Annotated in this window: 20 protein-coding genes; all 20 read left to right on the top strand. The window is 71.2% G+C overall.

Translation table 11 applies throughout. The features are described 5' to 3' along the window. The first annotated feature begins 179 nt into the window (after window positions 1-179). Complete coding sequence (locus GKC29_RS02620) at window positions 180-1,355, top strand: hypothetical protein (protein WP_155329302.1); 1,176 nt, start codon at window positions 180-182, stop codon at window positions 1,353-1,355. 195 nt (window positions 1,356-1,550) lie between these two features. Next, window positions 1,551-2,819 (top strand): LPXTG cell wall anchor domain-containing protein, encoded by a 1,269-nt coding sequence (locus tag GKC29_RS02615; RefSeq protein WP_155329301.1) that lies wholly within the window; start codon window positions 1,551-1,553, stop codon window positions 2,817-2,819. 164 nt (window positions 2,820-2,983) lie between these two features. Then, window positions 2,984-3,694, top strand: coding sequence for a demethylmenaquinone methyltransferase (locus GKC29_RS02610; RefSeq protein WP_155329300.1), 711 nt, complete (start codon window positions 2,984-2,986; stop codon window positions 3,692-3,694). A 62-nt stretch (window positions 3,695-3,756) separates the two neighbouring features. Further along, window positions 3,757-3,984 (top strand): hypothetical protein, encoded by a 228-nt coding sequence (locus GKC29_RS02605; RefSeq protein WP_155329299.1) that lies wholly within the window; start codon window positions 3,757-3,759, stop codon window positions 3,982-3,984. 177 nt (window positions 3,985-4,161) lie between these two features. Then, window positions 4,162-5,436 (top strand): geranylgeranyl reductase family protein, encoded by a 1,275-nt coding sequence (locus GKC29_RS02600; protein WP_155329298.1) that lies wholly within the window; start codon window positions 4,162-4,164, stop codon window positions 5,434-5,436. 131 nt (window positions 5,437-5,567) lie between these two features. Continuing rightward, window positions 5,568-5,933: an NADH-quinone oxidoreductase subunit A gene (locus GKC29_RS02595; protein WP_155329297.1), complete on the top strand. Its 366-nt coding sequence runs from the start codon at window positions 5,568-5,570 to the stop codon at window positions 5,931-5,933. A 14-nt stretch (window positions 5,934-5,947) separates the two neighbouring features. Further along, entirely contained in the window at window positions 5,948-6,628 is a 681-nt protein-coding gene (locus GKC29_RS02590) for an NADH-quinone oxidoreductase subunit B family protein (protein WP_155329296.1), read from the top strand. Then, the gene (locus GKC29_RS02585; RefSeq protein WP_155329295.1) at window positions 6,625-7,362 is read left to right on the top strand and encodes an NADH-quinone oxidoreductase subunit C; all 738 of its coding nucleotides are present in this window, start codon (window positions 6,625-6,627) and stop codon (window positions 7,360-7,362) included. The genes GKC29_RS02590 and GKC29_RS02585 overlap by 4 nt, the downstream gene beginning before the upstream one ends. Next, window positions 7,359-8,684 (top strand): NADH-quinone oxidoreductase subunit D, encoded by a 1,326-nt coding sequence (locus GKC29_RS02580; protein ID WP_155329294.1) that lies wholly within the window; start codon window positions 7,359-7,361, stop codon window positions 8,682-8,684. The genes GKC29_RS02585 and GKC29_RS02580 overlap by 4 nt, the downstream gene beginning before the upstream one ends. 44 nt (window positions 8,685-8,728) lie before the next feature. Continuing rightward, a complete protein-coding gene (gene nuoE / locus GKC29_RS02575) occupies window positions 8,729-9,856 on the top strand; it encodes an NADH-quinone oxidoreductase subunit NuoE (protein ID WP_155329293.1) in 1,128 nt (375 codons plus the stop codon). After that, window positions 9,853-11,169: an NADH-quinone oxidoreductase subunit NuoF gene (gene nuoF / locus GKC29_RS02570; protein WP_155329292.1), complete on the top strand. Its 1,317-nt coding sequence runs from the start codon at window positions 9,853-9,855 to the stop codon at window positions 11,167-11,169. Before nuoE ends, nuoF begins: the two co-directional genes overlap by 4 nt. Then, window positions 11,169-13,685: an NADH-quinone oxidoreductase subunit G gene (locus GKC29_RS02565; protein WP_155329291.1), complete on the top strand. Its 2,517-nt coding sequence runs from the start codon at window positions 11,169-11,171 to the stop codon at window positions 13,683-13,685. The genes nuoF and GKC29_RS02565 overlap by 1 nt, the downstream gene beginning before the upstream one ends. Before the next feature lie 61 nt (window positions 13,686-13,746). Continuing rightward, a complete protein-coding gene (nuoH, locus tag GKC29_RS02560) occupies window positions 13,747-15,093 on the top strand; it encodes an NADH-quinone oxidoreductase subunit NuoH (protein WP_155329290.1) in 1,347 nt (448 codons plus the stop codon). A gap of 1 nt (window position 15,094) precedes the next feature. Then, a complete protein-coding gene (nuoI, locus tag GKC29_RS02555) occupies window positions 15,095-15,730 on the top strand; it encodes an NADH-quinone oxidoreductase subunit NuoI (protein ID WP_155329289.1) in 636 nt (211 codons plus the stop codon). Next, the gene (locus GKC29_RS02550) at window positions 15,727-16,497 is read left to right on the top strand and encodes an NADH-quinone oxidoreductase subunit J (RefSeq protein ID WP_155329288.1); all 771 of its coding nucleotides are present in this window, start codon (window positions 15,727-15,729) and stop codon (window positions 16,495-16,497) included. The genes nuoI and GKC29_RS02550 overlap by 4 nt, the downstream gene beginning before the upstream one ends. Further along, complete coding sequence (nuoK, locus tag GKC29_RS02545; protein WP_155329287.1) at window positions 16,494-16,811, top strand: NADH-quinone oxidoreductase subunit NuoK; 318 nt, start codon at window positions 16,494-16,496, stop codon at window positions 16,809-16,811. The genes GKC29_RS02550 and nuoK overlap by 4 nt, the downstream gene beginning before the upstream one ends. Window positions 16,812-16,824: 13 nt before the next feature. Further along, entirely contained in the window at window positions 16,825-18,780 is a 1,956-nt protein-coding gene (gene nuoL, locus GKC29_RS02540; protein WP_155333950.1) for an NADH-quinone oxidoreductase subunit L, read from the top strand. 79 nt (window positions 18,781-18,859) lie between these two features. Beyond that, on the top strand, window positions 18,860-20,392 hold the full coding sequence (locus tag GKC29_RS02535) for an NADH-quinone oxidoreductase subunit M (RefSeq protein ID WP_155329286.1): 1,533 nt from the start codon (window positions 18,860-18,862) through the stop codon (window positions 20,390-20,392). 55 nt (window positions 20,393-20,447) lie between these two features. Beyond that, entirely contained in the window at window positions 20,448-22,001 is a 1,554-nt protein-coding gene (gene nuoN, locus GKC29_RS02530; RefSeq protein ID WP_155329285.1) for an NADH-quinone oxidoreductase subunit NuoN, read from the top strand. Between the two features lie 103 nt (window positions 22,002-22,104). Then, entirely contained in the window at window positions 22,105-23,190 is a 1,086-nt protein-coding gene (locus GKC29_RS02525) for a polyprenyl synthetase family protein (protein WP_155329284.1), read from the top strand. Window positions 23,191-23,275 lie beyond the last annotated feature (85 nt).

Genomic DNA, 23,275 nt, shown 5'->3' with positions numbered 1-23,275 from the left:
GACCGTTCCACCGAAGCGTGTCCACAGTCGTCGATGACAACCCCCATGAATCCGGACAATCCTTAGGTCACGCTTAGGTGACCAGGCCAAACACCCGTTCCAGAGGGCTGGCGAGGTCGATCGCCGCCCGCTAACGTCCCCGCCCGTATGTTTCCTTCACCCCACGGGGGGACGCTTCCATGATCTTCCGTAACCGGCCGCTCGCGCGGCTCGGCGCGGCCGCGCTGCTGGCCGCCGGCGGGCTCGCCGTGGCGGCGACGCCGGCGCACGCCGAAGACACCAAGGCCGACCTCGCGGTGACCGTCGCCGGCACCACGCTGGCCGAGGGCGCCACCGAGAAGATCGGCTGGCTCAAGGTCAAGAACAACGGCCCGGGCACCCCGACCGCCCTGACCGTCGGCGTGGACTACTCCGGCTGGAACGACCAGCCCGTCGACGTCCTCCCGCTCGGCGAGGACTGCAAGGGCGACGGAATCTTCAGCATCCTGTGCACCGTGCCCGCGGAGCGGATCCCTGGCCCGGGCGAGGAACTCGAGTTCCCGATCGTCACCTTCAAGTACGAGCCCGATGGCATCACCAGCGGTTTCAGCGCCCGCTTCTTCCTGCAGTCGTCCGACGACACCACGCCGGACAACAACGACAAGAGGGTCCTGATCGAGTACGAGGGCGTGCCGGGCGTCGACCTCGGCGTGGTCGTGCCGGACGTCAAGACCCGGGCCGACGGGAAGGCGATCCACCCCGGCGACGAGGCACTCGTCTTCGGCGAGATCGTCAACCAGGGCGACACCTTCGCCGAGGGCGTCGAGATCAAGCTCCAGCTGCCGAAGGACGTCACCTTCACCGAGCAGTACGAGGGCTGCGAGTACTCGGCCGACGCGCGCACCGCGACGTGCCGCGACGACACCCTGGTGGTGGACAACGAGACGATCCTGCTGATCCAGTTCCCGGTCAAGGTCGCCGACGGCGTCCAGGCCCCGGCCACCCTGCCGGCCGGTTCGCTGACCGCCGACGCGCTCGGCATGGTGAAGCCGGACTCCCCGGAGGCCCGTGCCGCCCGGAAGACCAGCCTCGATAACGCCCGCCTGGTGAACAAGGGCGAGCGGATCACCGACGTCGACCCGACGGACAACGTGGACGGCTTCGCGGTCGTCGTGGCCGCCAAGGGCGGTGCCGGCGGTGGCGGCGAGGGTGACGGCGACGGCGACGGTCCCGGACTGCCGGTGACCGGGCCGCAGGCCGGCCTGATGGGCGGAATCGGTGTCGCGGTGCTGCTCGCGGGTGGTGTGATGTTCCTGGTCGCGCGGCGCCGCCGGATCGTCCTGGTGAGCCCTGGCGACGAGAAGCCGACCGCCTGACGGTCGTCCTCCATCGACCCGCGAGGGTCGTTCACATAACGCACGGCAGCGGAGGCGGGATGGTCCACCATCCCGCCTCCGCTGTGTCCACCGTCCGAGTGGGACGGCCGACATTCACCGCCGTGCCTCTGGCGTGCCGCGACGTCGCTCCGGTACCGTCCGCTCGTTCCGTACGTCCCTTACCCCGGGGGATCCATGACCTTCCTCCAGCGCTCCAGCCTGGCGCGGGCGGGTGCCGCAACCCTGCTCGCCGCCGGGCTGACCGCCGTCGGCACGCCCGCGCGGGCCGCCGACGCACCCGACCTCGTGCTGATTCCGATCAGCACGAGCCTGGCCAAGGGCGTCGACGAGGCCCAGGCCAAGCCGTTCAAGTTCACGGTCACCAACACCGGCACGGCCACCGCGAAGGACGTCAGCGTCCGGGTGAAGGTCGACCGGCTCAAGCTCAACCGCGTCGGCTATGTGATGCCCGACGGCTGCGTACGGGTCAGCGGCTCGACGATGTACCAGTGCCTCCTCGGCGACCTGCCCGCCGGCACCAGCGAGGACTTCGGCGTCCCGCTGTTCAGCACCGGCGGGAAGGGCAACGGCGGCGTGCTGACCGTCGGGGTCGCCACCGCCACCCCGCAGCCGAACGTCGCCGACGAGGTCGTCGACGTGCCGGTCGAGGTGACCCGCCCGGGCTACGACCTCACCGCCTGGGCACAGGACATCCAGGACAACGTCGTGGTCGACGGCGCCCTGCAGAACGAGCCCGACCTCAAGCCGGTGCGGCGCGGGGTCACCGTGCCGCTCGACTGGGCCGTCTACAACGACGGGAGCCGCAAGGCGACGGGCGTCTTCTACGGTCTCACCCTGCCCCGCGGCGTCAACTTCGTGCAGACCCCGGCGGGCTGCGTCCAGCAGGAGATCCTCGGCAAGGCCCAACTGCTCTGCGAGGACTCCGGCGTCGTCGTACGTCCCGGCGAGTACTACACCGCCGACGTGACGGTCCGGGTGGGCGCCGACGTCACCGAGCCGGTGCTGCACGAGGGTGACCTCTTCGCGTACGGGCTGGACGCGGCCGAGGGCGAGCCCGAGGAGGAGCCGAAGGTGGCCGACCCGGCCCAGCGGCGTGCCTTCGCCGAGGTCGACGAGTTGGACAACCACACGGTCTTCGAGGCGTTCGTCGACCTGTCGGCTCAGCCCAGCCCGAGCCCGAGCGGCACGCCGAGCCCCACCCCGACGGCGACTCCGACGGCCGGGCCGAGCCCGAGCGGCCAGCCGAGCGGCACGCCGACCCCGGGTGGCGGCGACGGCGGCGGCTCCGGCGACGGCGGTGGCCTGCCGGTCACCGGCGTGCAGGTCGGCCTGATCGCCGGCATCGGCGCGGCCGTGCTGGTGGCCGGCGGCGCGCTGCTGCTGCTGTCGCGGCGGCGGAAGGTCGTCCTGGTCGGCCCTGACGACGAGAAGCAGACCGACTGACCGTCGTGACCGCTACGGGGGCGGGGTGGCCACTGGCCATCCCGCCCTCGTCGCCTGTCAGCGCTGGTCGGGAACTCAGCGTTAACAAGGGTCCCCTTCTCTACCGGAGGCGTTGACAAGGGGCCCTTCCTTCAGCCCCCCGTGGGGGCTGGCAGAGTGGGGGGGTGAGTAGTACACCCCGGGGTCAGCGCGCCAGTCTGGACAAGCAGCCGCACGAGGTCGCCGCGATGTTCGACGGTGTGGCCGCCCGCTACGACCTGACCAACACCGTCCTCTCGTTCGGGCAGGACCGGTCCTGGCGGCGGGCGACCCGGGCCGCGCTCGACCTGCGGCCCGGTGAGCGGGTGCTCGACGTGGGTGCCGGCACCGGCGTCTCGACGGAGGAACTGGCCCACTCGGGGGCGTACGCGGTCGGAGCCGACCTCTCCCTCGGCATGCTGTACGCCGGCAAGCGGGCCCGCCCGGCCGTGCCCCTGCTGGCCGGTGACGCGCTGCGGCTGCCGTTCGCGGACGCGAGCTTCGACGCGGTGACCATCTCCTTCGCGCTGCGCAACGTCAACGACACCGACGCGGCGCTGCGCGAGCTGGCCCGGGTCACGAAGCCGGGTGGCCGCCTGGTGGTGTGCGAGTTCAGCACGCCGGTGAACCCCGCGTTCCGGACGGTCTACCTGTCGTACCTCATGCGGTCGCTCCCGGCGGTGGCGCGTGCGGTCTCCAGCAATCCGGACGCCTACGTGTACCTCGCCGAGTCGATCCGGGCCTGGCCGGACCAGGCGGCGCTGGCGGCGCGGATCGGGGCGGCCGGGTGGGGCCGGGTGGCCTGGCGCAACATGAGCGGCGGCATCGTGGCCCTGCACCGGGCGACCCGGGCCTGACTGGCCAACCAGCTTTTCGTGAATATGGGGATATAGTCCATTTTGCCCCGTAGGCTCGCCCCATGACGGGACCCGATCGGGCGGACGCCACGGCACCCACCGACGACGACGCCGCCGAACTCATCGCCCAGCTCAAGGAACTGGCCGGCGCGGATCCCGCCGACGTGCGCCAGGTGGTGGCCGAGGTGCTGGCCGCGCTGGATCGGGCGGCCGGCGGGGCGTTGCGCGAACACCTCCCGGCGACCATCCGCGCCGAGGCCGGGCTCGACGCCGCGCCGGCCCGCCGCTGACCCGCCCGCGCGCCCGGCTCGCACCGAAACGGCGCCGACGCCCGGCTCGGCCCGCCGCTGAGCGGCCTGTTTCCGGCAAGTTAGGTACCCCTCACCAGGCGCGGGTGTAACGCCGGTCATAGACTCCACACCGTCTGGCTTGTGAAGCATTTCACGAGCACGCGGGAGGAGGCGCGGATGACCACGGTGGAGAACGACGCCGAGGTGATCGTCGTGGGCGCCGGTCCCGGTGGGTCGGCGACCGCGTACCACCTGGCTCGGCACGGCGTACGGGTGCTGCTGCTGGAGAAGACCGAGTTCCCCCGGGAGAAGGTCTGCGGTGACGGGCTGACCCCACGCGCCGTGCGGCAGCTGATCCGCATGGGCGTGGACACCTCGACCGAGGCCGGCTGGCTGCACAACCGGGGCCTGCGGGTGATCGGCGGCGGTGTCCGGCTCGAACTGGACTGGCCCGACCTGGCCAGCTTCCCCAACTACGGCCTGGTGCGCACCCGGCTGGACTTCGACGACCTGCTCGCCCAGCGGGCCGTGGCCGCCGGCGCCAAGCTGCGCACGAGCGTGAACGTCATCGGCCCGGTGCTCGACGGCGACGGCCGGGTGGTCGGTGTCGAGGCCGAGGTGGGGCCCGAGAAGGAGCCGGTCACCTACCGCGCACCCCTGGTGGTCGCCGCGGACGGCGTCTCCGGTCGACTTCCCCTCGCTCTCGGGCTGGCGAAGCGGGAGGACCGGCCGATCGGCGTGGCCGTCCGGCGGTACTACCGCTGCGAGGTGAAGCACGACGACGACTACCTGGAGTCCTGGTTGGAGCTGCGCAGCAAGGGCAGCGACGCCCTGCTGCCGGGCTACGGCTGGATCTTCGGGCTGGGCGACGGCCGGGTCAACGTCGGCCTCGGCGTCCTCAACTCGTCGTCGGCCTTCGGCAAGACGAACTACCGGCGGCTGCTGACCGACTGGCTCGCCAACACCCCCGAGGAGTGGGGGATGACCGACGAGGCGAACGCCGAGGGGCCGATCCTCGGCGCGGCGTTGCCGATGGGCTTCAACCGGGTGCCCCACTACACCCGGGGGATGCTGCTCGTCGGTGACTCCGGCGGCATGGTCAACCCGTTCAACGGCGAGGGCATCGCGTACGCGATGGAGTCGGGCGAGCTGGCCGCGGAGATCGCGGTGCAGGCCCTCGCCCGTCCGGCCGGCGCGGAGCGGGAGCGGGCGCTGATGGCGTACCCGACGGAGCTGAAGGCGCGGCTCGGCGGCTACTACCGGCTCGGCGGCATCTTCGTGAAGCTGATCGGCCGCCCGGAGGTCATGCGGGCCGCCACGAGGTACGGCATGCCCCACCCGACGCTCATGCGCTTCGTGCTCAAGCTGCTGGCCAACCTGACCGATCCGCGGGGCGGGGACGCGATGGACCGGGTCATCAACGCGATGTCGAAGGCGGCACCCGCCGTCTAGCGGGCGCCCGGGGCCGGCGACGTCCCCGGGCGTGACAAAGATCGACCCCCCGCCGGAAGGTGCGGCGAGGGACGTGAATAGTGTGATTTTCGTCAAGCACCGAGGGCAGGGAAGGACGAGCAGGAGAAACGATGTCGCTCTCGCCTTACGTACCGATCATCGGGCTGTTCGCCCTCGCCGCGGGGTTCGCCCTGTTCTCCGTGGCGGCCGCCCGCCTCGCCGGCCCTCGCCGCTACAACAAGGCCAAACTCGAGGCGTACGAGTGCGGCATCGAGCCCAGCCCGCAGCCGGTCGGCGGCGGCCGGTTCCCGATCAAGTTCTACCTGACGGCGATGCTCTTCATCGTCTTCGACATCGAGATCATCTTCCTCTACCCCTGGGCGGTCTCGTTCGACGCCCTGCCGATCTTCGGCTTCGTGGAGATGGTCCTGTTCATCGTCGCGGTCTTCGTCGCGTACGCCTACGTGTGGCGGCGCGGCGGCCTGGACTGGGACTGAGGGAGGAACCTCACATGGGTATCGAGGAGAAGCTCCCCGCCGGCGTCCTGCTCACCTCGGTGGAGAAGCTGGTCAACTGGTCGCGCAAGTCGTCGGTCTGGGGCGCCACGTTCGGCCTCGCCTGCTGCGCCATCGAGATGATGGCCGCCGGTGGCCCCCACTACGACATGGGCCGCTGGGGCATGGAGGTCTTCCGGGCCTCGCCGCGGCAGGCGGACCTGATGATCGTGGCCGGCCGGGTGAGCCAGAAGATGGCCCCGGTGCTGCGCCAGATCTACGACCAGATGGCCGAGCCCCGCTGGGTGCTGTCGATGGGCGTGTGCGCCAGCAGCGGCGGCATGTTCAACAACTACGCGATCGTCCAGGGCGTCGACCACGTGGTCCCGGTCGACATGTACCTGCCCGGCTGCCCGCCCCGGCCGGAGATGCTCATCGACGCGATCCTCAAGCTCCGCGAGAAGATCATGCACGAGCCGCTGGGCGCGAACGGCCGCAAGATGCTGGAGGCCCGCCAGGCCCGCGGTGACGTGCCGGTGGTCCCGTACGGCTCGATGCCGTCGTCGTACCGCAGCGACAAGGCCCGGCGGGCCGAGTGGACGAAGGCCGTCCGCGAGGGCCGCGAGGAGCAGCTGCGGATCGAGAACTGGATGAAGGCCCAGAACCACCTGCACCAGCACGGGGGTGTCCAGAAGTGACCGCGCCCAACGACAGGCTCGACGACGGCGGCGTACCGGTGCCGGTGACCCCGGCCGGCGCCTCCAGCACCGCCCCCGCCGAGTACCCGCCGGCCAGCCCGGCCGGCCGGGGCATGTTCGGCAACCAGGGCACCGGCGACGTGTCCGGCTACGGCGGCCTGGTCCGCCCGCGCCGGCCGGTCGAGTCGGCGTCGCGGCCGTACGGCGGCTACTTCGACGAGGTCACCGACGCGCTGGAGGAGGCGTACCCGGGCTTCGCCGACGCTATCGAGAAGGTCGTGGTGGACCGGGGCGAGCTGACCCTGCACGTCCGCCCCGAGCGGATCGCCGAGGTCTGCCAGGTCATGCGGGACGACCTCGCGCTCCGTTTCGAGCTGTGCTCCTCGGTGTCCGGGGTGGACTACCTCGGTGCCGACGAACGCCGGCTGCACGTGGTCTACCAGCTCACCTCGATGACGTACCGGCGGCGGGTCCGGCTGGAGGCCGCGGTCTCCGTCGAGGATCCGCACCTGCCCAGCGTGACCAGCGTCTACCCGACGGCCGACTGGCAGGAGCGGGAGACGTACGACATGTTCGGCATCGTCTTCGACGGCCACCCCAACCTGACCCGGATCCTGATGCCGGACGACTGGGAGGGCCACCCGCAGCGCAAGGACTACCCCCTCGGCGGCGTGCCCGTCGAGTACAAGGGCGCCGAGATCCCGCCGCCGGACCGGAGGAGGTCGTACCAGTGACCGCGTCCAACTACGCCACCGAGCGCGAGACCACCGAGGGCAAGGTCTTCACCGTCACCGGTGGGGACTGGGACGACGTCGTCTCCGGCACCGACCCGATCAACGACGAGCGGATCGTCGTCAACATGGGCCCGCAGCACCCGTCGACGCACGGCGTGCTGCGGCTGATCCTGGAGCTGGAGGGCGAGACGGTCCGCGAGGCCCGCTCGGTCGTCGGCTACCTGCACACCGGCATCGAGAAGAACCTGGAGTACCGCAACTGGGTCCAGGGCTCGACCTTCGTGACCCGGATGGACTACCTGTCGCCGCTGTTCAACGAGACGGCGTACGCGCTGGCGGTGGAGAAGCTGCTCGGCATCGAGGAGCAGATCACCGAGCGGGCGACCACCATCCGGGTCCTGATGATGGAGCTGAACCGGATCTCCTCGCACCTGGTCTGGGTGGCCACCACCGCCATGGAGCTGGGCGCGGTCAACATGATGCTGTACGGCTTCCGCGAGCGGGAGTACATCCTCGAGATCTTCGAGATGGTCACCGGCCTGCGGATGAACCACGCGTACGTCCGGCCGGGCGGCGTGGCGCAGGACGTGCCGGACGAGGCGATCGTCAAGATCCGCGAGTTCCTGAAGCTGATGCCGAAGAAGCTCAAGGAGTACGAGAACCTGCTCTCCGGCCAGCCGATCTGGCTGGAGCGGACGCAGAACGTGGCGGTGCTCGACGTGACCGGCTGCCTCGCGCTGGGCGTGACCGGCCCGGTGCTGCGCTCCGCCGGCCTGGCCTGGGACCTGCGCAAGACCATGCCGTACTGCGGCTACGAGACGTACGAGTTCGACGTGCCGACGCACACCGACGGCGACGTGTGGGGCCGCTACCTGGTCCGGCTCGCCGAGATCCGGGAGTCGCTGAAGCTGGTCGAGCAGGCGTTGGACCGGCTCGAGCCGGGCCCGGTGATGGTGGCCGACCGGAAGATCGCCTGGCCGGCGCAGCTCGCCATCGGCGTCGACGGCATGGGCAACTCGCTGGAGCACGTCGCCAAGATCATGGGTCAGTCGATGGAGTCGCTGATCCACCACTTCAAGCTCGTCACCGAGGGCTTCCGGGTTCCGCCGGGCCAGGTCTACATCGCGGTCGAGTCGCCGCGCGGGGAGCTGGGCGTGCACGCGGTCTCCGACGGCGGCACCCGGCCGTACCGGGTGCACTACCGGGAGCCGAGCTTCGTCAACCTCCAGGCCCTCCCGGCGATGGCGGAGGGCGGCCTGATCGCCGACGTGATCGCCGGTGGCGCCTCGCTGGACCCGGTCATGGGCGGGTGTGACAGGTGAGCGAGCTTGCGAGCCCCGCAGTCGCGAACGGAAAGGCGACTCCGATGAGCACGACCTTCAGTGAAGAGACCCGGGCGCGGGCGCGGGAGATCATCGCCCGGTACCCGGCCGACCGGTCCCGCTCGGCCCTGCTGCCGCTGCTGCACCTGGTGCAGTCCGAGGAGGGGTACGTCTCCCCGGCCGGCATCGCGTTCTGCGCCGAGGTGCTGGGGCTGAACAAGGCCCAGGTCGGCGCGGTCGCCTCCTTCTACACGATGTACAAGCGCCGCCCGACCGGTGACTGGCTGGTCAGCGTCTGCACCAACACCATGTGCAACGTGCTCGGCGGCCAGCAGGTCTACGACACGCTCGCCGAGCACCTCGGCGTCGGGCACGACGAGACCACCGCCGACGGGACGATCACTCTGGAGCACGCCGAGTGCCTGGCGGCGTGCGACTACGGCCCGGTGATGACGGTCAACTACGACTTCTTCGACAACGTGGACCCGCACACCGCGGTCGGCGTGGTCGACGAGCTGCGCGGCGGCGGCCGGCCGGTGCCGAGCCGGGGGGCCCGGCTCTGCACGCTGAAGGAGATGTCGGTGCAGCTCGCCGGGTTCGCCGACGAGCGTGAGGGCGCGGTCGCCGACGGCGTCCCGGGCGATCCGACCCTGCGCGGGCTACGGCTGGCGCAGGAGCACGGCATCGCCGTGTCGGGCTTCGACCCGAACACGCCCATCCGCAGCAAGGCGGAGGCCGACGAGGCCGCCGAGAAGGCGAAGGCCGAGGCGGCCGAGAAGGCACCGCCGGCCGCGGGCAACGGCGCCCGACCGGCCGGCAACGCCGGTGCGGGCGAGCCGGCCCCGCCGGCCGCGGCGGCCGGCAGCACCACCCGGGACGTCAAGGCGCCGGACGACAAGTCGCCCGAGGTGCGGGCGGCCGAGACCCGGCAGCCGGACGCGAAGACGGCGGTCCCCGACGCGCCGGGCACGAAGGTTCCGGTGGACGGCGTACCCCCGTCGCCCCGCGACGCCCGGGAGGCCGAGGCCGCGGGCGCGGCGGCGAACCCGCCGGCCGGTGACGGCAAGCCCGCCGGCGACGAGGCCGGTACGCAGGAGCGCAACCTCAGGGAGGCGGAGGCGGGGGCCGGTACGCGCTCCCCCAACGCGAGCGACAGGGGGGCCCAGAAGTGACCACTCCTCGGCCGGAGACGCTGGCCAAGCTCACGCCGGTGCTCACGAAGCGCTGGCTGTCGCCGGACGCCTGGCGGGTCGGCACCTACGAGAAGCTCGACGGGTACGCGGCGCTGCGCAAGGCGCTCAAGGCCCACCCGGACGACCTGATCCAGCTCATCAAGGACTCCGGGCTGCGCGGTCGCGGCGGCGCGGGCTTCCCGACCGGTCTCAAGTGGGGGTTCATCCCGCAGGGCGACGGCAAGCCGCACTATCTCGTGGTCAACGCCGACGAGGGCGAGCCGGGCACCTGCAAGGACCTGCCGCTGATGACGCACGACCCGCACTCGCTGGTCGAGGGCGTGATCATCGCGTCGTACGCGATCCGCGCGAACCGCGCCTACATCTACATCCGGGGCGAGGCCGTGCACGCCGCGCGCCGGCTGCGCAACGCGGTGCAGGAGGCGTACGCGAAGGGCTACCTCGGGCGGAACATCCTCGGCTCCCGGTTCGACCTGGACCTGGTGGTGCACTCGGGCGCCGGTGCGTACATCTGCGGCGAGGAGACCGCGCTGCTGGACTCGCTGGAGGGTTTCCGGGGGCAGCCGCGGCTGCGCCCGCCGTTCCCGGCGACCCACGGCCTGTACGCCAGCCCGACCGTGGTGAACAACGTCGGCACCGTCGCCAGCGTCCCGTACATCGTGCTCGGCGGCGCGGACTGGTGGCGGACCATGGGCACCGAGAAGTCGTCGGGTCCGATGATCTACTCGCTCTCCGGCCGGATCGCCAACCCCGGCCAGTACGAGTGCTCGATGGGCATCACGCTCCGCGAGCTGATCGAGCTGGCCGGCGGCATGCAGCCCGGCCACAACCTGAAGTTCTGGACGCCGGGCGGCTCGTCGACGCCGCTGCTCACCGCCGAGCACCTGGACGTGCCGCTGGACTTCGAGGGGGTGGCGGCGGCCGGGTCGATCCTCGGCACCACGGCGACGCAGATCTTCTCCGACCAGGACTGCCCGGTGTACGCGACCTACCGGTGGCTGGAGTTCTACCACCACGAGTCGTGCGGCAAGTGCACCCCGTGCCGTGAGGGCAACTACTGGATGGTCCGCGTCTACCGCCGGATCCTCTCCGGCCAGGGCACCCACGAGGACCTGGACACCCTGCTGGACACCTGCGACAACATCCTCGGGCGCTCGTTCTGCGGCCTGGGTGACGGTGCGACCAGCCCGGTCACCTCGTCGCTGAAGTACTTCAAGCAGGACTACCTCGACTACATCGAGGGACGTACCGCTCCGAAGCTCTCCGACAAGCAGCTGGTGGGAGCCCACTGATGACCGATGTAGCCAAGCAGACCGAGACGGTCACGCTGACCGTCGACGGGATCCAGGTCACCGCCCCGAAGGGGACGCTGCTGATCCGGGTCGCCGAGCAGATGGGCATCGAGATCCCGCGGTTCTGCGACCACCCGCTGCTGGCCCCGGCCGGCGCCTGCCGCCAGTGCCTGGTCGAGGTGGAGGGGCAGCGCAAGCCGGTCGCCTCCTGCACCCAGACCGTCGCCGACGGCATGGTCGTGCAGACGCAGCTCACCTCCCCGGTCGCCAAGAAGGCGCAGGAGGGGATCATGGAGCTGCTGCTGGTGAACCACCCGCTCGACTGCCCGATGTGTGACAAGGGCGGCGAGTGCCCGCTGCAGAACCAGGCCATGTCGACCGGCCGTACCGACTCCCGGTTCCACGAGCACAAGCGGGAGTACGAGAAGCCGGTGGAGATCAGCACCCAGGTGCTGCTCGACCGCGAGCGCTGCGTCCTCTGCCAGCGTTGCACCCGGTTCTCCGAGGAGATCGCCGGCGACAAGTTCATCGACCTGATGAACCGGTCGTCCGCCGAGGAGATCAACATCTACCGGGACGAGGCGTACGGCACCGAGGGCGACGACGGGGACGTCCCGTTCAACTCGTACTTCTCCGGCAACACCGTCCAGATCTGTCCGGTGGGCGCGCTGACCGGCGCGCAGTACCGGTTCCGGGCCCGCCCCTTCGACCTCGTCTCCAGCCCCAGCGTCTGCGAGCACTGCTCGGCCGGCTGCGCCCAGCGCACCGACTGGCGGCGCGGCAAGGTGCTGCGGCGGCTGGCCGGCGACGACCCGGCGGTCAACGAGGAGTGGAACTGCGACAAGGGACGGTGGGGCTTCCAGTACACCCGCGCCTTCGACCGGCTCACCACCCCGCTGGTGCGGGACGCGGGCACCGGTGAGCTGCGCGAAGCGTCGTGGAGCGAGGCGCTGACCGTCGCCGCCGAGGGCCTCCGCGCGGCGCGCGACGGCGGGCAGGGCACGGCCGTGCTCACCGGCGGCCGGCTGACCGTCGAGGACGCGTACGCGTACGCGAAGTTCGCCCGGGTCGCGCTGCACACCAACGACATCGACTTCCGGGCCCGCCCGGTCTCCCGCGAGGAGGCCGAGTTCCTGGCCAGCACGGTCGCCGGGGTCACCGACGTCACGTACCCGGACGTCGAGGAGGCACCGTCGGTGGTGCTGGTCGGCCTGGAGCCGGAGGAGGAGTGCCCGATCCTCTTCCTGCGGCTGCGCAAGGCGTACCTGAAGAAGACCTTGACGGTGTACGCCATCGCGCCGTTCGCGACGCGCGGCCTGGAGAAGCTCGGTGCCAAGCTGGCCCGGGTGGTGCCGGGCGAGGAGGCGAGCGTGCTCGCCGAGCACGCCACGGTCGCCGAGGCGCTGAGCCAGCCGGGGGCGATCCTGATCGTCGGCGAGCGGCTGGGCTCGGTTCCCGGTGGCCTCTCCGCCGCAGCGGACGTCGCCCGGCGTACCGGCGCGAAGCTGGCCTGGGTGCCGCGGCGCGCCGGTGACCGCGGCGCGGTCGACGCGGGTTGCCTGCCGAACCTGCTCCCCGGTGGCCGGCTGGTCACCGAACCGGCCGCGCGGGCCGAACTGGGCGAGGCGTGGGACATCCCGGCCGGGGTCATCCCCAGCCAGGCCGGCCGCGACACCGACGGCATCCTCGCCGCGGCGACCGCCGGTCAGCTCGGGGCGCTGGTGGTGGCCGGGGTCGACCCGGCCGACCTGGCCGACCCGCGCCAGGCCGAGGCGGCGCTCGACGCGGTGCCGTTCCTGGTCAGCCTGGAGCTGCGGAACAGCGCGGTGGCCCGGCGGGCCGACGTGGTCTTCCCGGTCGCCCCGGCGGTCGAGAAAGCGGGCAGCTTCCTGGACTGGGAAGGACGGCTGCGGACGTTCGAGGCGGTCCTGCACACGGCCGCGATGACCGACGGCCGGGTGCTGGACGCGCTCGCCGCGCACCTCGACGTGCGGCTCGGCACCGCTGACGTGCCGACCGTCCGCCGGGAGCTGGGCGGCCTGCCGCGTACCCGCACCACCCGGCCGGCCGCGCCGTCGGTCGCCCCGGCGGCGGTGCCGCAGCCGGGCGCCGGCGAGGCGGTGCTCGCCACCTGGCACCAGCTGATCGACCTGGGCAGCCTGACCGACGGCGACGAGCACCTCGCGGGCACGGCCCGGCCGCCGGTGGTCCGGCTGGGCAAGGGCACCGCGGAGGCGATCGGCGTGGCCGACGGCGAGGCGGTGACCGTGGGCACCGACCGCGGCGCGCTCACGCTCCCGGCCGCGGTGACCGAGATGCCGGACGGCGTCGTCTGGCTGCCGACCAACTCGCCCGGCTCGACGGTCCGCCGCAGCCTGGGCGTCACGTCCGGCGCGGTCGTGCGGGTCTCCGCCGGCGCGAGCGCGCCGGCCGTTCCCCAGCAGGCCGACGCGCCGGTCGCCGCCGACGCCGCCGGCCGTCCCGGCCCGCTCCTCAACTCCGGGGGTGTCCAGTGAGCGCGAGGAGTGAACGAGCGCAGCGAGTGAGCCCCGCAGTCGCGAACGAAAGGTGGGCACAGTGACCTTCCTCGCGCAGGACCCGACGCTGGCGGACTTCGGCCGGGATCCGTGGTGGCTGATCCTCGGCAAGATCGTCTTCGCGTTCGCCTTCGGTCTGCTCGCCACCCTGCTCGGGGTCTGGTTCGAGCGGCGGGTCGTCGGTCGCATGGCGGTCCGGCCGGGCCCGAACCAGGTCGGCCCGTTCGGCCTGCTCCAGACCCTCGCCGACGGCCTGAAGATGGCCTTCAAGGAGGACATCCTCCCGAAGGCCGCGGACAAGGTCGTCTACTTCTTCGCGCCGGTCATCTCGGTGGTCTGTGCGGTCACCGCGCTGTCGGTGATTCCGTTCGGCCCGATGGTCAGCATCTTCGGGCACTGGACGCCGTTGCAGGTCACCGACGTGCCGGTGGCGGTACTCGTGGTGCTGGCCTGCTCCTCGCTGGCCGTCTACGGCGTCGTGCTGGGCGGGTGGGCCTCCGGCTCGACGTACCCGCTGCTCGGTGGTCTGCGCTCCACCGCCCAGATGATCTCGTACGAGGTCGCGATGGGCCTGAGCATCGTCGCGGTGTTCATGACCGCCGGCACGATGTCGACCAGCGGGATCGTCGCCGAGCAGGGTGACGCCACCCGGCTGACCGTGTTCGGCACCGAGATCTCGGCGCCCGGCTGGTACGCGATCCTGCTGCTGCCGAGCTTCATCATCTTCTTCATCGCCACGGTCGGCGAGACCAACCGGGCGCCGTTCGACCTGCCGGAGGCGGAGTCCGAACTGGTCGCGGGCTTCATGACCGAGTACAGCTCGCTGAAGTTCGCGCTCTTCATGCTCAGCGAGTACGTGGCGATGGTGACGATGTCCGCGGTCACCGTGACGCTCTTCCTCGGCGGCTGGCACGCGCCCTGGCCGATCACCATCTGGGAGGGCGCGAACTCCGGCTGGTGGCCGATGCTGTGGTTCTTCGGCAAGGTCGTCGCCCTGGTCTTCGTCTTCGTCTGGCTGCGGGGCACGCTGCCCCGGCTGCGCTACGACCAGTTCATGCGCTTCGGCTGGAAGGTCCTGCTCCCGATCAACCTGGTCTGGATCCTGGTGCTGGCCGGCCTGCGGTCGATCGAGGACTGGGACAGCCGCAGCAAGCTGATCGCGGTCGGCATCCCCGCCGGCCTGCTTCTGCTCGCCACGCTGTTCTGGCCGACCCGCAAGCCGGCGCCGAAGCCGACGCTCGCCGAGCAGGTCAACAACCGTCCACCGGGCAGCTTCCCGCTGCCCCCGCTGGACCTTCAGGTGCCACCGAGCCCGCGGACCCGGCGTGTCGTCGCCGAGCGGGAGCCGGCCAACATCGCCGCCGGCACGGATTCCAGGGAGGTGTGACGTGGGCGCGATCACCGGAACGTTCAAGGGCTTCGGGGTCACCTTCTCGCACATGTTCAAGAAGGTCGTCACCACCGACTACCCGTTCAAGCCGCCGGTCTCGGCGCCGCGCTACCACGGGCGGCACATCCTCAACCGGCATCCGGACGGCCTGGAGAAGTGCATCGGTTGCGAGCTGTGCGCCTGGGCCTGCCCGGCGGACGCGATCTACGTCGAGGGTGGCGACAACACCGAGGAGCAGCGCTTCTCCCCGGGTGAGCGGTACGCCAGCGTCTACCAGATCAACTACGCGCGCTGCATCTTCTGCGGGCTCTGCATCGAGGCCTGCCCGACCCGCTCGCTCACCATGAGCAACGAGTACGAGCTGGCCCGGGACAACCGGCAGGACCTGATCTTCACCAAGGAGCAGCTGCTGGCGCCGCTGCTCCCGGGCATGGAGCAGCCGCCGCACCCGATGCGGCTGGGTGACAGCGAGAAGGACTACTACGTCGGCGCGCTGGAGAACCCGGGCACCTCCGCCGGTGCGGAGCACTCGCCGATGGGCCCCGGCCGCTACCAGCTCGACGAGCACCCCGGGGTGACGTTCCCCGGTGCCGAGCAGGCCGCGCAGCGGGCCGCCAAGGGAGACGGAGCATGACCACGCAGACGGTGCTCGCCGCGGCGGGCTCGGTGTCCGGCGGCGAGGCGGTCACCTTCTGGATCCTGGCGCCGCTGGCGCTGCTCGGCGCGGTCGGCATGGTCGTCGCCCGCAACGCGGTGCACTCGGCGCTCTGGCTGGTGCTGACGATGCTCTGCCTGGGCGTGTTCTACGTGCTCCAGGCCGGGCCGTTCATCGGCATGGTGCAGATCATCGTCTACACCGGCGCGATCATGATGCTCTTCCTGTTCGTGCTGATGCTGGTGGGCCGTGACGCGTCCGACTCGCTGATCGAGACGCTGCGCGGGCAGCGGGTCGCGGCGATCCTCCTCGGGCTCGGCTTCGCCGGCCTGGTGGGCACCGGGGTGTACCGGGCGCTGGACGGCGGCACCGCCGCCGGGCTGACGGCGGCCAACACCGAGGGCAACGTGCAGGGCATCGCCCGGCTGCTGTTCACCAAGTACGTCTTCGCGTTCGAGCTGACCTCGGCGCTGCTCATCACCGCCGCGGTCGGCGCGATGGTGCTCGCGCACATCGAGCGCCGCAAGGAGGACCGGCTGGACCAGGTCGCCACCATGAAGGCGCGGTTCCGCCCCGGCAACTACCCCGGCCCGAAGCCCGGCCCCGGTGTCTTCGCCACCTCCTCGTCGGTCGCCACCCCGGCCCGCCTGCCCGACGGCCGGCTGACCGAGCGGAGCACCCCGGACATCCTGCCGGTCCGTGAGCTGACCGCCGAGGAGACCTCGCTGAAGGGGACCGACAAGTGAACGAGTTCTTCTCGGTCGAACCGAACTACTACCTGGTCCTCGCCGCGGTGCTGTTCACCATCGGCGCCGCCGGGGTGCTGATCCGGCGGAACGCGATCGTGCTGTTCATGTGCGTCGAGCTGATGCTCAACGCGGCCAACCTGACCCTGGTCACCTTCAGCCGGATCAACGGTGACCTCAACGGCCAGATCATGGCGTTCTTCGTGATGGTGGTGGCCGCGGCCGAGGTCGTGGTCGGGCTCGCGATCATCATGGCGATCTTCCGGACCCGACGCTCGGCGAGCGTCGACGACGCCAACCTGCTGAAGTACTGAGGGGCCTGCGGTGATGGAGATTCTGGCGAACGCTCCGGTCGAGCCGGTGGGCGCCGTCACGTACGCGCCGGCCGACGGGCTGCTGGGCAGCGTCTGGCTGCTCGTCGCGATCCCGCTGGTCAGCGCCGCGATCCTGCTGCTGCTCGGCCGGCGGGCCGACCGGTGGGGGCACTGGCTCGGCGTCGCGTCGATCGGCGTCGCGTTCGTGCTCGGCCTGACCTACTTCTTCCAGCTGCGCGGCCTGGAGAACCGGTCCGTCGAGCTGAGCCTGTGGGAGTTCATCGCCGTCGGTGACCTGCACGTGGACTTCGGCCTGCTCTTCGACCCGCTGGCCGCGGTCTTCGTCCTGCTGATCACCGGGGTGGGCTTCCTGATCCACCTGTACGCGGTGGAGTACATGGCGCACGACGCCGGCCGCCGGCGGTTCTTCGGGTACTTCAACCTGTTCGTCGCCGCCATGCTCCTGCTGGTGCTCGGCAACAACTACGTGATGCTCTACTTCGGCTGGGAGGGCGTCGGTCTGGCGTCGTACCTGCTGATCTCCTTCTGGTACGAGCGGCCGAGCGCCGCCACGGCCGGCAAGAAGGCGTTCCTGATGAACCGGGTCGGCGACGCCGGCCTGGCGATCGGCATCTTCATCATGTTCGCCACCCTCGGCACCACCCAGTACGACGAGGTCTTCAGCGGGGTCGGCGCGCTGACCTCGACCACGGTCCTCCTGCTCGGCCTGCTCCTGCTGCTCGGCGCGACCGGCAAGTCCGGCCAGTTCCCGCTCCAGGCGTGGCTCCCGGACGCGATGGAGGGCCCGACCCCGGTCTCCGCGCTCATCCACGCGGCCACCATGGTCACCGCGGGCGTCTACCTGATCGCCCGGTCGAACCCGATCTTCTCGGCCAACTCGACGCTCCAGCTGGTCGTGGTGAGCGTCGGCGCGCTGACCCTGCTGATCGGCTGCGTCATCGGCGCGGCCAAGGACGACATCAAGCGGGTGCTCGCCTGGTCGACCGTCAGCCAGATCGGCTACATGTTCCTCGGTGTCGGCCTCGGCGGTGCGGCGTACGCGCTGGCCATCGTCCACCTGCTGGCGCACGGCTTCTTCAAGGCCAACATGTTCCTCGGCGCCGGCTCGGTCATGCACGGCATGAACGACCAGGTCGACATCCGCCGCTTCGGCGGGCTGTCGAAGTACATGAAGATCACCTGGCTGACCTTCATGACGGGCTGGCTGGCCATCATCGGCCTGCCGCCGTTCTCCGGCTTCTTCTCCAAGGAGCCGATCATCGTGGCCGCGTTCGAGCGGGAGGGTTGGACGGCCTGGCTGTTCGGCACGGCGGCCCTGCTCGGTGCCGGCCTGACCGCGTTCTACATGACCCGGCTGTTCGTGCTCACCTTCCACGGCCCGGCCCGCTGGACCGAGGACATCGAGCACCCGCACGAGTCGCCGAAGCTCATGACCATCCCGCTGGTCCTGCTCGCCGTCGGCTCGCTCGCGGCGGGCGCGCTGATGGCCGGGCCGGTCCCGGAGTGGCTGGAGGCCACCGCCGGGCTGGGCGGCCAGACGGAGGCGCACGAGGCGGTGCTGTCGCACCTCGCGATCACGATCCTGTCCATCCTGGTCACCGTGGCCGGCGCCGGCCTGGCCTGGTTCCTGTTCCGGGCCGGCACGGCCACCGAGCCGCAGCCGGCCGGGGTGCTGGTCACCGCCGCCCGGAAGAACCTCTACACCGACGCCTTCAACGAGGCGGTCTTCGAGAAGCCGGGCATCTTCCTCACCCGGGCGCTGGTCTACCTGGACAACCGCGGCATCGACGGGCTGGTCAACGGCCTCGCCGCCGGGGTGGGTGGCGGCTCGGGCCGCCTCCGGCGGCTGCAGACCGGCTTCGTCCGGTCGTACGCCACCTCGATCCTGGCCGGCGCTCTGCTGGTGGTGGCGGCCTTCCTGGCCGTCGAGGCGGGGTGGCTGGCGTGATCGACCTCAAGAGGCTGTCCGCCTCGTACGCGGCCGTCGCCGGCGGACCGCGCAGTGACGACGGAGGTAAGGCCGCGTAATGTCCGACTTTCCGTTCCTCTCCGTGCTCACGGTGGCGCCGCTCGTCGGCGCCCTCGTGGTCGCCCTCCTGCCCCGTCACCGGCCGGAACTGGCCAAGCAGGTGGCGCTCGGCTGGTCGTTGCTGGTGCTGGCGCTCTCGGTGGTCATGTGGGTGACCTGGCAGACCGGCGGTGAGCGGTTCCAGTTCCGCGAGTCGTACCCGTGGATTCCCAACTGGGGCGTCAGCTTCACCTTCGCCGCCGACGGCATCGCGCTGGTCATGCTGATGCTGATCGCGGTCCTGGTGCCGCTGGTGATCCTGGCGAGCTGGCACGACGCGGAGGCGTCCAAGCGGTCCGTGCCGGTGTACTTCGCGCTGCTGCTCGTCCTCGAGTGCACGATGATCGGCGTCTTCGCGGCCGCCGACGTCTTCCTGTTCTACGTGTTCTTCGAGGTCATGCTCGTGCCGATGTACTTCCTCATCGGCAGCTACGGCGGCCACCAGCGGCAGTACGCGGCGGTGAAGTTCTTCCTCTACTCCCTGGTCGGCGGTCTGTTCATGCTCGCCGCCGTGATCGGCCTGTGGGTGGTCGGCGGGAAGACCTTCGACTGGGCGGCGCTGAGCCAGGTGGACATCTCCACCGGTACCGAGCGCTGGCTGTTCCTCGGGTTCTTCCTCGCGTTCGCGATCAAGGCACCGTTCTTCCCGTTCCACACCTGGCTGCCGGACGCCGGTGGCGCGGCGCCCGCCGGTGCGGCCGCCCTGCTGGTCGGCGTGCTGGACAAGGTCGGCACGTTCGGCATCCTGCGCTACTGCCTGCCGCTGTTCCCGGACGCGGCCAAGTGGTTCGCCCCGTGGGCGCTGGCGCTGGGCCTGATCGGCATCATCTACGCGGCGCTGCTCGCGGTCGGCCAGAACGACCTCAAGCGGCTCGTGTCGTACACGTCGATCGCCCACTTCGGCTTCATCGGGGTCGGCATCTTCGCCTTCACCAGCCAGGCGGCCACCGGGGCGGTGCTGTACATGGTCAACCACGGCCTCGCCACCGGCCTGCTCTTCCTGGTCGTCGGCATGCTGATCGCCCGGCGCGGCTCCGCCCTGATCAGCGACTTCGGCGGCGCCGGCAAGCTGGTGCCGATCCTGGCCGGGGTGCTCTTCTTCGCCGGTCTCGCCTCGCTGGCGCTGCCCGGCACCGCGCCGTTCATCTCCGAGTTCCTGGTGCTGATCGGCACCTTCACGGTGAACAAGCCGGTGGCGGTGATCGCCACGCTCGGCATCATCCTGGCCGCCGCGTACGTGCTGTGGATGGTGCAGCGCACCACCCAGGGCACCCTCAACCCGGCGCTGACCGAGGTCGACGGCATGAAGCGTGACCTCAACCTGCGCGAGAAGGTCGTGGTGGCCCCGCTGATCGCGCTGATCGTGCTGCTCGGCTTCTACCCGAAGCCGGTCACCGACGTGATCAACCCGGCCGTGCAGGCCACCATGCAGGACATCGGCAGGACCGACCCGGCCCCGTCGGCCGGCGACGTCCAGGAGGCATCGCGGTGACCGCGAGACGTGAGCTCGCGAGCCCCGCAGTCGCGAACGAAAGGCGGCTCCGAAAGTGACCGAGCTGAAACTGCCGTCGATCGACTACGCGGCGCTCGCGCCGACGCTCATCATGCTGGGTGCCGCGCTGGTCGGTGTCCTGGTCGAGGCGTTCGTGCCGCGGCGGCTGCGGCACGTGGTCCAGCTGTCGGTGGCGCTGCTGGCGGTGCTCGCCGCGCTGACCATGGTGGTGCTGAACGCCGACGACCGCCTCATCACCATCGGTGGGGCGATCGCGGTGGACGGGCCGACGCTGTTCCTCCAGGGCGCGATCCTCGTGCTCGCCGCGATGGCGCTGCTGCTCATCGGTGAGCGCACCGTCGAGCGGGGCGGGGCGTTCGTGGCCCAGGCGGCGGTGACCGCCGAGTCGGCCGACGACCGGCGGCAGGCCGACGGGGCCAACGGCCTCACCGAGGTGTACCCGCTGACCACGTTCGCGATCGGCGGCATGCTGATCTTCGTGGCGGCGAACGACCTGCTGACCATGTTCATCGCGCTGGAGGTCTTCTCGCTGCCGCTCTACCTGCTCTGCGCGCTGGCCCGCCGCCGGCGGCTGCTGAGCCAGGAGGCGGCGCTGAAGTACTTCATGCTCGGGGCGTACGCCTCGGCGTTCTTCCTGTTCGGCGTCGCCCTGGTGTACGGCTTCACCGCCGGCATCCCGGGCCGCCCGGCCGGGGTGGACTTCGCCACCGTCCACGCCGCCGTCGCCGACAGCCCGGCCAGCCCGGTGCTGCTCTTCGCCGGCATGGCGCTGATCGCCATCGGCCTGCTGTTCAAGGCCGCCGCCGCGCCGTTCCACGTGTGGACGCCGGACGTCTACCAGGGCGCGCCCACGCCGATCACCGGCTTCATGGCCGCCTGCACGAAGGTCGCCGCGTTCGGCGCCCTGCTGCGGGTCTTCCACGTGGCGTTCGAGGGGGCACGGTGGGACTTCACCCCGGTCCTCGGCGTGGTGGCGGTGCTGACCATGCTGGTCGGTGCGGTGCTGGCGGTCACGCAGACCGACATCAAGCGGCTGCTCGCGTACTCGTCGATCGCGAACGCCGGCTACCTGCTCGTCGGCGTGCTCGCGCCGAGCAGGGAGGGCGTCTCCGGGACGATGTTCTACCTGGTGGCGTACGGCTTTTCGGTGCTGGCCGCGTTCGCCGTGGTGACCCTGGTCCGGGACGCGGACGGGGAGGCGACCCACCTGTCCCGGTGGGCGGGCCTGGGCCGCCGCTCGCCGTTCTACGCCGCGCTGTTCACCTTCATCCTGCTCGCGTTCGCCGGTATCCCGCTGACCAGCGGCTTCACCAGCAAGTTCGCGGTCTTCGGGCCGGCGCTGGACGGCGGGCAGGCGTGGCTGGTGGTCGCCGGTGTGCTGACCAGCATGGTGCTGGCCTTCCCGTACCTGCGGGTGGTCGTCATGATGTGGCTCTCCGAGCCCGGTGAGTCGACCCCGGCGGTCACCGTCCCGGGCGGGCTCACCTCCGCCGCGCTGATGATCGGCGTGATCGCCACCCTGGTCCTCGGCGTCGCCCCGGCACCGCTGCTCGACCTCGCCACGGGAGCCGCCGAGTTCGTGCGGTGACACCGCTGCCCCGCGGGGGCCGGTACGCGTTCGCGTACCGGCCCCCGCGGCGTCCGCGGAGCCGCGGCCATCCCCGGCCCGGGGCTGGTCGAACGGGTGTGGCATGGTTGGAGACGTGGTGAATCCGGGTGGCGAGCGTTCAGGTGCCACCGGCGCGGGTGGCCGTCCGCGCCGGCACGGCGCGGGTCAGTTCGGCGCGCTCGGCCTGCACCTCGCCGATCCCCGCGTCGAGGAGTCGGTGCTGGGTGTGCTGGAGAGGGTCGAGACCGAGCTGCGGGCCGGCGTGGAGAGCGCCGACCCGTTCGTCACCGAGGCGGCCCGGCATCTCGTCGAGGCGGGCGGCAAGCGGTTCCGGCCTTTGCTGGTGGCACTCGGCGCCCAGTTCGGCGACCCGACCGGCCCGCAGGTGGTGCCCGCGGCGGTGGTGATGGAGCTCACCCACCTGGCGACGCTCTACCACGACGACGTCATGGACGAGGCGCCCGTGCGCCGGGGCGCCCCGAGCGCCAACTCCCGCTGGACGAACTCGGTCGCCATCCTGGTGGGCGACTACCTCTTCGCCCGGGCCGCGGACATCGCGGCCGACCTGGGCACGGAGGCCGTCCGCCTCCAGGCCCGGACGTTCGCGCGCCTGGTGCACGGCCAGATCGCGGAGACCGTGGGGCCGCGGCCGGGCGACGACCCGGTGGCGCACTACCTGAACGTCATCGCGGAGAAGACCGGGTCGCTGATCGCCACCTCGGCGCGTTTCGGGGGCATGTTCGGCGGCGCCAGCCCGGAGCACACCGAGGCCCTCGCCGGCTACGGCGAGACCATCGGCGTGGCGTTCCAGCTCTCCGACGACCTGCTCGACATCGCCAGCGAGTCGGTGCAGTCGGGCAAGACGCCCGGCACCGACCTGCGTGAGGGCGTCCCGACCCTGCCGGTGCTGTACGCGCTCGCCTCCGACGACGCGGACGCCTCGTCACTGCGGCTGCGGGAGATCCTGGCGACCGGCGCGCTCACCGACGACGACCTGCACGCCGAGGCCCTCGGCCTGCTCCGGGAGAGCCCGGCCCTGAAGCGGGCCCGGGAGACGGTCCGCAGCTACGCCGAGGACGCCCGTGCCCGGCTGGCTCCCCTGCCGAGGACCCCGGCCCGCCGGGCCCTCGAATCCCTCTGCGACTACATCGCCGACCGCACCAGCTGACCCACCCCACCCCACCCCACCCCACCCGACGCCGCGTTGATCATGGGATTGGCGGGTGAGTTGATCTCGATATCACCCGCCACCT

Source organism: Micromonospora sp. WMMC415 (assembly GCF_009707425.1).
In the GTDB taxonomy this organism is placed as follows: Bacteria; Actinomycetota; Actinomycetes; order Mycobacteriales; family Micromonosporaceae; genus Micromonospora.
Note: the sequence above shows the minus strand (reverse complement) of the source record. Positions and strands in the feature narration are given on the sequence as shown.

What these genes read in the sequence shown, in the direction of transcription:
- GKC29_RS02620 (WP_155329302.1), top strand. Translation starts at nt 180, where the DNA reads ATGATCTTCCGTAACCGGCCGCTCGCGCGGCTCGGCGCGGCCGCGCTG.
- nuoL (WP_155333950.1), top strand. Translation starts at nt 16,825, where the DNA reads ATGGAGATTCTGGCGAACGCTCCGGTCGAGCCGGTGGGCGCCGTCACG.
- GKC29_RS02535 (WP_155329286.1), top strand. Translation starts at nt 18,860, where the DNA reads ATGTCCGACTTTCCGTTCCTCTCCGTGCTCACGGTGGCGCCGCTCGTC.
- nuoE (WP_155329293.1), top strand. Translation starts at nt 8,729, where the DNA reads ATGAGCACGACCTTCAGTGAAGAGACCCGGGCGCGGGCGCGGGAGATC.
- GKC29_RS02590 (WP_155329296.1), top strand. Translation starts at nt 5,948, where the DNA reads ATGGGTATCGAGGAGAAGCTCCCCGCCGGCGTCCTGCTCACCTCGGTG.
- GKC29_RS02605 (WP_155329299.1), top strand. Translation starts at nt 3,757, where the DNA reads ATGACGGGACCCGATCGGGCGGACGCCACGGCACCCACCGACGACGAC.
- GKC29_RS02565 (WP_155329291.1), top strand. Translation starts at nt 11,169, where the DNA reads ATGACCGATGTAGCCAAGCAGACCGAGACGGTCACGCTGACCGTCGAC.
- GKC29_RS02525 (WP_155329284.1), top strand. Translation starts at nt 22,105, where the DNA reads ATGGTTGGAGACGTGGTGAATCCGGGTGGCGAGCGTTCAGGTGCCACC.
- GKC29_RS02600 (WP_155329298.1), top strand. Translation starts at nt 4,162, where the DNA reads ATGACCACGGTGGAGAACGACGCCGAGGTGATCGTCGTGGGCGCCGGT.
- GKC29_RS02595 (WP_155329297.1), top strand. Translation starts at nt 5,568, where the DNA reads ATGTCGCTCTCGCCTTACGTACCGATCATCGGGCTGTTCGCCCTCGCC.
- GKC29_RS02615 (WP_155329301.1), top strand. Translation starts at nt 1,551, where the DNA reads ATGACCTTCCTCCAGCGCTCCAGCCTGGCGCGGGCGGGTGCCGCAACC.
- GKC29_RS02550 (WP_155329288.1), top strand. Translation starts at nt 15,727, where the DNA reads ATGACCACGCAGACGGTGCTCGCCGCGGCGGGCTCGGTGTCCGGCGGC.